Raw genomic sequence first — 1,471 nt, forward strand, 5'->3', positions numbered from 1 at the left:
GGCAGCAGGCGATAGCCGGCGCGGTCACGGACCAGCGCGACACCGGACATGCGTAGCGCGTTCTCCAGCACGTAGACCGCGTCCGCCTTGGGCACCGGCCGCACCGAAGCCAGCGTCACGGTTCCCTGCACGCGGGGGTCGATCGTGTAGCCGACGTTGAGTACGTCGCCAAGGACGACCTTTGCGACAGTGGCGACCGGCGCGTTCTCGAAATTGAGGTCGTAGCCGCTGCCGCCGGCATCCTCGCGTTCGGTCAGCGCGCCGCCCTGCGGCATTGCACCATCGCTGAGATAGATCGCCGGCTTCGACGATCGCGCCTGCGCAATGCCGCTCGCGCCAGCATCGGCAGGTTGACGCGGCTGAAGATCGAGGGAGCGGACCTTGTCGGCGATATCCTGGGCGCGCGGGTCCTTTGGATCGGCTTCGATCGACTGGTCGGCGGTCACGATGCATGCGCCGAGCACGAAGGCGGACGACAACAGGAGGAGCGTTCCGGACAACGCTGAGCGACGGCGCAAAAGCGGCTGGACCACCCTAAACAAAACACGCCTGCCAACGCTGGAATTGACTGGAAAGTGCATCCGATCCCCCCTTGGTTCGGACGCGCAATAATTTGCGCCACGATTATGTTTTTGCTACTAAATATGTCAAGGGCAAAGGGCCTGTCGTCACCCGCCGAAGTTGTTGCTTTCAGGTCACAAGGTCAACGCTGTGAATGCGATGCGCGACCGCTCCGCAGATAGCTTCCGGCAGCACCTCCTGGAAAAATACTCATTGCCGCCGCGGGCGCATGCCCATGTCGACAAATCGGCCAACCCCGCGCTCACGCGCCCGTTGCGTGAATTGTGGGAGGCCACCGATCTCTCCGCGGCCGAATTCGCAGATGAAGTTTCCGATCATTTTGGCCTGCCGCGGCTGAGCCTTCCGCAACTGCTCGCGGCCACGCCTCGCCTCGACGGCTTCTCGCGTCGCTTCCTGCGTGAATCCACCATCTTTCCTTTCAGTGCGTCGAACGACGTCTTGCGGCTGGCTGTCGCCGACCCCTCCGACACGGCCGCCATCCGTGCCGCCGAAATCGTGTTCGGAGCCCCGGTCGATGTCGTCGTGGCCTCATACGAGGACATCACCACGGTCCTCGATCAACGGGCCGATGCCGACGATGCAAATGCCGATCGAAGCGGCAGGAGCGTTGCCCGGCAGTCCGACGACGACATCGAGAGCCTGCGCGATCTCGCCAGCGGCGCGCCGGTGGTGCGCGCGCTCAATGATCTCTTGGAGCGCGCGGTGGACTTGCGTGCCAGCGACATCCACGTCGAGCCGTTCCGTGCCGGGCTCGTCGTGCGCATGCGCGTCGACGGCCTGTTGCGTGCGCTGCCGTCGCCGCACGGCATTCCGCCGCAAGCGCTCATCTCGCGCATCAAGATTCTCGCCAGCCTCAACATCGCGGAACGCCGCCTGCCGCAGGACGGCG

The 1,471-nt window shown here is 64.6% G+C and carries 1 protein-coding gene and 1 pseudogene; one reads left to right on the forward strand and one right to left on the reverse strand.

From position 1 onward, the window contains the following. A pseudogene (locus MOV74_RS38000) lies at window positions 1–581 on the reverse strand (type II secretion system protein GspD); the annotation flags it as partial. A 130-nt stretch (window positions 582–711) separates the two neighbouring features. Between MOV74_RS38000 and MOV74_RS38005 the strand changes: the two are divergent. Continuing rightward, window positions 712–1,471, forward strand: a 760-nt coding sequence (locus tag MOV74_RS38005; protein WP_246932626.1) for a GspE/PulE family protein, incomplete at its 3' end; no start/stop codon positions are given.

Source organism: Bradyrhizobium sp. SHOUNA76, from assembly GCF_023006445.1.
GTDB lineage: Bacteria > Pseudomonadota > Alphaproteobacteria > Rhizobiales > Xanthobacteraceae > Bradyrhizobium.